The organism is Streptomyces sp. MBT53 (genome assembly GCF_016654115.1).
Taxonomy (GTDB): Bacteria; Actinomycetota; Actinomycetes; order Streptomycetales; family Streptomycetaceae; genus Streptomyces.
In genome coordinates this window covers 1-5922 of record NZ_JAEQAZ010000373.1, presented here as the reverse complement: position 1 = coordinate 5922, position 5922 = coordinate 1, and the positions used below count along the sequence as shown (strand labels likewise).

The following is a 5922-nucleotide window of genomic DNA, read 5'->3' as shown; positions in this document are numbered from 1 at the left end:
CCGCCACCGCGGTCCCCCCGAGCCCCGCCACCGCCAGCAGGCCGCCGACGACCACGTACGTGCCGAGCCGCGTGTTCCGTTCGTCCGCCGTCTCGCCGAAGTGGAGGGGAGTCACCGACGGGGCCTCGGCTTTGGAGACTCCGCCCTCGGGGGCGGGGGACTCCACGGGGTGTTCGGGGTCGACGTCCGTGAGGGCCTTGACCGGGTCCACGACGCCCCAGCCGACCAGGCGGTCGTGGCCGGAGATGGAGCGTTCCGCGGTCTGTTCGATCTGGGCGACGATCTGGCGTGCCGTCCAGTGCGGGTACTTGGCCTTCAACAGGGCTGCCACGCCCGCGACATAGGGCGCCGAGAAGCTCGTACCGTTGTCGGAGCAGTGGCCGCCGCCGGGCACCGTGGAGATCATGTCGACGCCGGGAGCGGCCACGCCGACGAACTCGCCGGACTGGGAGAAGGAGGCGCGTTCGTTGTTGCGGTCGGAGGCCGCTACGGCGAGGACGCCGTCGTAGGAGGCCGGGTAGGTGACCTTGACGTTGCCGCCGAGGCCGTCGTTGCCGGCCGAGGCGACAACCACTACGCCCTGCGCGAGGGCGGCGTCCACTGCCTGCCGGAGGCGGTCGTCGGGGGCCACCGCGTTCGCCGTGTCCTGGGAGATGTTGATGACGCCGGCGCCCTTGGCCACCGCGTCGCGGATCGCCGTGGCCAGGGTCGCGGCCGTGCCGTCGCCCTCCGCGTCGTTCTGCTTGATCGGGATGATCGTCGCGTCGGGGGCCAGGCCCACGAAGCCCGTGCCCTTGGCGGGGCGGGCCGCGATGATGCCGGCCACCCTGGTGCCGTGGCCGACGGTGTCCGTGGTGCCCTGGCTGTTGCCGCGGTCGATCGTCTCGCCCTTGGAGTTCTTGGGGGGCAGCAGGTTCTCGCCCTTGGACGCGTCGACGGCCGACTTCAGTTGCTTGTTCTTGACGTCGACGCCCGTGTCGATCACGGCCACCTTGACGCCCTTGCCGGTGGACTCCGCCCACAACTCGTCGAGATTGACGCGCTGCAGGGCCCACGGGCGGCCCGTGTAGTCCTTCGACGGGAACGTGCACTGACCGTCGTCCGCCCACACCGGAGTCACCAGCAACGGTGACATCGACAGGGGTACGGCCACCATCGAGGCCGCCACCGTCACCCTCAACATCCGTGCGCTCAGCATGAGTTGCCCCCCTCGCCCGTCTCTCTCACGAACCCTGCGGCTGCCGTGCCGCCGCCTCCGACAGGCGGGGGCCCATCGGCAGGAACGTCGACCACTCGGCGGGAACGGGCGTGGGGGTGACCTTCTCGTAGCCGAGGCGGGTCTGCGCGATCTCGGCCTCGCTCAGCTCCTGCTTGCGCTGCGCTGCCGTGGTGCCGATGCCGCTGTCGTCGGTGGCGCTGTCGCTGTTGGACTGCAGGGCGTAGCGCAGGCCCGTGTCGGTGACCAGGAAGACCGGGCCCGCCTTCGCCTCGGTGCCCTTGACCTGGCGGAAGAGCTGGCCGGAGCCGGCGGTAACGTACGCGCTTGAGGAGCCGGTGGGCAGCTGCGCCGGGTAGTCCGTACCGACCCAGGTGGAGAGCGTGGTCTTGTTGTCCGCGCCGACCGAACGCAGCACGTTGCAGACGGTGTTGGGACCGCTGGTGGCGCTGGTGCCGTCGTTGACCGTCTTCGGCTTGTACGTCGGCCAGTTCTTGTCGGCGTCGAACGCGGTGCTGTCGGCGACCGCGCCGGGGCTGACCTGCTGGGCCTCGCCCGCCTGTCCGACGCCGACGAGGTCGCCGCTGTTGAGCAGGAGCGTGGCGGTGAACTCGGAGATTCGGGCCACCTTGCCGGGCAGCACCACGTAGTACTGCATCACCTGGCCGGCGTAGGCCTTGATGACCTCGCCGACCTTGTCGTAGCCCTTCAGGAGGACGGAAGCGTCGGCCTTCGAGCCCGGGGTGCCGTCGGTGATCTTCGGGATGGAGATCTCGTCGCCCTTGTGGAGGGTGTCGAGCCATTCCTGGGACACGCGTTGCGGGGCGCGCCTGCGGGTGTCGAGGGCCTTGAGGAGATCGGAGTCCGAGGGATCGGCGATCTTGTAGGCGGTGCCTTGGGCGTCGACCACGTACTGCGTCTTGCCGTCCGGGGCGACGACGTACATCAGGTCGCCGCCGGAGAGCTTGCCGGTGCCCTCCGTCTTGGGCCACTCCTTCTTCGCGAGGACGAACGTCGCCTTCTGGATGGCGCGTCCGCCGGCGCTGGGGCGCTCGCACACGGCCCAGCGCTTGGCGGCCTCGGCCTCGTCGGAGGAGGGGAGGCGGTCGGGGGCGTAGGGGATGCCGATGGTTGCGCCGTGCGGGAGCTTGCCGCTGTCGAGGACGTTCTCGTCGACGGTGATGACGCTGGACTTGTTCGGATCCAGGAGGAGTTTCGCGGAGGCCATGTTGAGGACCGGGTGCAGCTGCTTCTGCTTGTTCTTGCCGGTGGTCAGCACCACGTACCGGGTGGTCGACTTGCTCGCGACGATGACGTGCGACTCGACGTCGGCCCACCCCTGGGGCGCCGTCGGCTTGAACATGCCGATACCGCCGAACACCGCGAGGATCACCACACCGACGACGACGCCAGGCACCAGTGCGCCCAGTGGTTTCGGCGCGCCTTCTTCCGAGCCCGTCGGGGACGGTTGCAGGAAGGACGCGAGCGTGCGGCGCTTCGCGAAGGTGTAGGCGTTGAGTTCGTCGCGCCGTGATGCCATCTGTGTCCGCTCTCTCCCCGTGCGGAGCCGTGGAGGACCTGTGGAGATACGGCCCCTGCCCCCGATTGCCTCTGATACCTCTGGTGTCAGACCCGCCCCCTACTATGCCTGTTGCGTGGGTGTGCTTGTGTCACGGGTAGGGTGCTCTGACCCTGCGGGGAGCGGAGCCCAGGGAAGTTCGGGAGAGTTCGGGGGATTTGGAGTGATGGCTGCCGCAACACGGAACCGGTCGCGATCGCAATCGGCGTCAGCACCGACGTCCGGACCGACATCGGCATCGGCATCGGCATCCGGTTCCTTCACGCCGCACCTGAAGTCGCGCTCGGGGCGCGGGGGTTCGTTCACCACCCAGCGGCTGGTGCTGCTGGAGGTCGCGGCGGCGCTCGTGGTCTCCGGCTGGCTCGTCGGCCCGGTCGCGCTCGTGCCCGCGGCCGCGATCGCCGCCCTCCTCGTGGTCCTCGCTGTCGTACGACGCCGGGGGCGCTCCCTGCCGGAGTGGCTCGGCACGCTGCTGGCGCTGCGGTCCCGGGTGCGGCGGGCCGCGAACACCCCGGTGCCGTCGGGGACGGACGCCGGTCTCGCGCCCGCCGTGGAGTGCGACCCGAGCCTGCGGACGTACAGCTACCACCGCGGTGACGACCGCGACCAGCGGCCGGTCGGGATGATCGGCGACGGCGACTTCCTCACCGCGGTGCTCCAAGTCGAGTCCGACGCGGGCGCGTTGCGTGCCGAGCGCGGACGCAGACCGCTGCCCGTGGGGCTGGTCCGGGACGCCCTCGAAGTCGACGGCATCCGCCTCGAATCGGCGCAGATCGTGGTGCACACCCAGCCCGCGCCCGCGCTGCACCTGCCGCAGCAGTCGGTCGTGGTGAGCAACTACGCGCCGCTGCAGGCCCAGACGGGCTCCCCCGCCGTCCGTATCACCTGGATCGCGCTGAAGCTCGACCCCGAGCTGTGCCCCGAGGCGGTGGCCGCGCGCGGGGGCGGACTGGTCGGGGCGCAGAAGTGCCTGGTGCGGTCGGCGGAGCATCTGTCGAGCCGGCTGTCCGGCGCGGGGCTGCGCGCCAACGTGCTCACCGAGGAGGAGCTGACGGCCGCGGTCGCCACCTCCGCGTGCGCCAACCCGATGGTGACCGCGCAGGCCGGGCGGAGCGAGGCACCGCAGCGGCGGACCGAGGAGTCCAGCCGCAGTTGGCGCTGCGACAACCGCCGGCACACCACCTACTGGGTGCGCCGCTGGCCCCAACTGGGCGAGTCCGGCACCTCGTTGGCACAGCTCGTGGCGCAGCTCACGGCGGTGCCCGCGCTGGCGACGACCTTCAGCCTGACCCTGGCCCGCGGCGAGCGGCAGGACGTGGCACTCACCGGACACCTGCGCATCACCGGCCGCAGCAACCAGGAACTGACCGACGCCCGGCGCGAGTTGGAGCAGGCGGCCCGGCAGTCGCGTACCGGCCTGGCCCGCCTCGACCGCGAACAACTCCCCGGCGTCCTCGCCACGTTGCCCCTCGGAGGTGCCCGCTGATGACCGTGACGACCATGACGACCACAGAGCCCGGCACCACCGGTATCGCCTCGCGGCTGCGCACCGGGTTCGGTCTGCTCGGCCCCCGCCACCCCCGGCACGCGCTGCCCGTCGACCAGGTGGAGGCGCTGTCGCTGCCCATCGGCGACGACGGCGTGGTGGTCGGCATCGACCCCGACGGCCGGCCCGCCGTGCTCGGGGTCAACCGCCCGACGCCGTACGACATCCTGCTCATCAGCGGCCTGTGGACGGCCCAGGTGCTGGCGCTGCGCGCGGCGGCCACGGGCGCGCGCGTCGCCGTCGAGACGGGACGGCCGCAGGCCTGGATGCAGATGGTGCACGCGATGGGCGGCGGACAGAACGGCCTCGCGGTGTACGACGTCGGCCGCGTCCCCCCGCAGGGCGCCTCCGCCGGTACGCCCGTGCTGGTCGTACGGGACTGCGGTATGCGGCCCCCGCGCGGGCGGGTGACGTCGGCGCCCTGGCAGTCCGTGCTGACCCTGCTGCCGTATCTCAGCCCGGTCGCACCGCGGTTGATGCGACAGGCGCGGCTGGTGGGGGTGCAGCGGGTGTCGCCGGACGAGGCGGCCGAGATCGGGCGCGTGATCGGTCTGCCGCGCGCCGACCTGGAGTCACTGCCGACACTGCCCGAAGGCGTCACGCTGTGGTGCACGGAGCGGGACCGGCAGTACGTGATGACCCAGCCGACGGACGCCGAGGTGGGGCTGCTGGGCGCGGCCCGCCGCATGGACTGACGGCGGACGTACGGCGGACTGACGGCGGAGGAACGACGGACCGACGGACCTCCGGTGGGGTGGATCCGGCCGATCGAAGTGCCCGAGCTGTCGCGATTGGTCGATCTCCAGGGGGATTTGATCCGCTATCGCCGGTCTCGGTCGTGTGGGTGTGCACGAAGGGGTGGGCGGGCCTGCCGAGTCCACGGTTTTGGTGATTAGGCTGGGACAGGGCACGTCACGAGTATCCGCGAGCGGGTGGTGCGTCGCCCAGGGCAGGGGCTCAGGGGGACGACCCGGCGCATCGGACGTATCGGATGTACCGGATGCCGAGAACGGCCGCCCCAGCACGGCATGAGGGTGCTCGACCACACCAGGAGGAATTGTGAGCAGCGATCGGGACGGGATCCGCGGGGGCTGGGCCACGCCCGGCGATGACCAGCCCGATGACGAGTCCGCCATCGAGATGACGGGCGAGTTCACGATCGACTACGCCCCGCCGGCCTGGTACACACAGAACTCGCCGGGCGCGCCCGCGCAGTCCGCGCCGACGCCCGCGCCGCCTACGGCACCCGCACCGCCTACGGCGCAGACTCCGGCGAACGGTACGGCCACGCCGCCCCCGCCGTCGTCGCCGGTCGGCCTCCCGTTCTCGACACCGGCGTTGCCCAACAACCCCGGCTTCCCCTCCGCCTGGACAGCCGCGGCCCTGGTCTCCGACGAGGACGACGAGGACGCGGACCACGGCGACCTCGTGAGCGGCGCGACCATGCGGATCTCGGCCACCGCGCTGAAGCGGGAGATCACGGAGCGGGGCGGGGTGACCGGGCCCACGCCGGGACCGACCCCGGAACCGACCGGCGCGGAGGCCCCTGTGCCTGCGGCTCCGGCTCCGGCTCCGGCTCCG

5 protein-coding genes are annotated in these 5922 nt (G+C 71.6%); 3 read left to right on the top strand and 2 right to left on the bottom strand.

Annotation, left to right across the window (positions count from 1 at the left end):
* Positions 1–1198 (bottom strand): type VII secretion-associated serine protease mycosin (mycP, locus tag JHN45_RS51070; protein ID WP_201056313.1); only part of this gene is annotated, 1198 nt, incomplete at its 3' end.
* A gap of 25 nt (positions 1199–1223) precedes the next feature.
* Entirely contained in the window at positions 1224–2756 is a 1533-nt protein-coding gene (gene eccB / locus JHN45_RS51065) for a type VII secretion protein EccB (protein ID WP_200716996.1), read from the bottom strand.
* Between the two features lie 205 nt (positions 2757–2961).
* Between eccB and eccE the strand changes: the two genes are divergently transcribed.
* The 3 genes from eccE to JHN45_RS51050 form a co-directional block, all read left to right on the top strand.
* On the top strand, positions 2962–4281 hold the full coding sequence (eccE, locus tag JHN45_RS51060; RefSeq protein WP_201056312.1) for a type VII secretion protein EccE: 1320 nt from the start codon (positions 2962–2964) through the stop codon (positions 4279–4281).
* Positions 4281–5036, top strand: a complete 756-nt coding sequence (locus JHN45_RS51055) for a hypothetical protein (protein ID WP_200716994.1) — start codon at positions 4281–4283, stop codon at positions 5034–5036. Before eccE ends, JHN45_RS51055 begins: the two co-directional genes overlap by 1 nt.
* 364 nt (positions 5037–5400) lie before the next feature.
* Positions 5401–5922, top strand: a 522-nt coding sequence (locus JHN45_RS51050) for an SCO5717 family growth-regulating ATPase (RefSeq protein WP_307783451.1), incomplete at its 3' end; no start/stop codon positions are given.

Coding starts and splice junctions, on each gene's coding strand:
- eccE (WP_201056312.1), top strand. CDS start 2,962: ATGGCTGCCGCAACACGGAACCGGTCGCGATCGCAATCGGCGTCAGCA.
- JHN45_RS51055 (WP_200716994.1), top strand. CDS start 4,281: ATGACCGTGACGACCATGACGACCACAGAGCCCGGCACCACCGGTATC.
- eccB (WP_200716996.1), bottom strand. CDS start 2,756: ATGGCATCACGGCGCGACGAACTCAACGCCTACACCTTCGCGAAGCGC.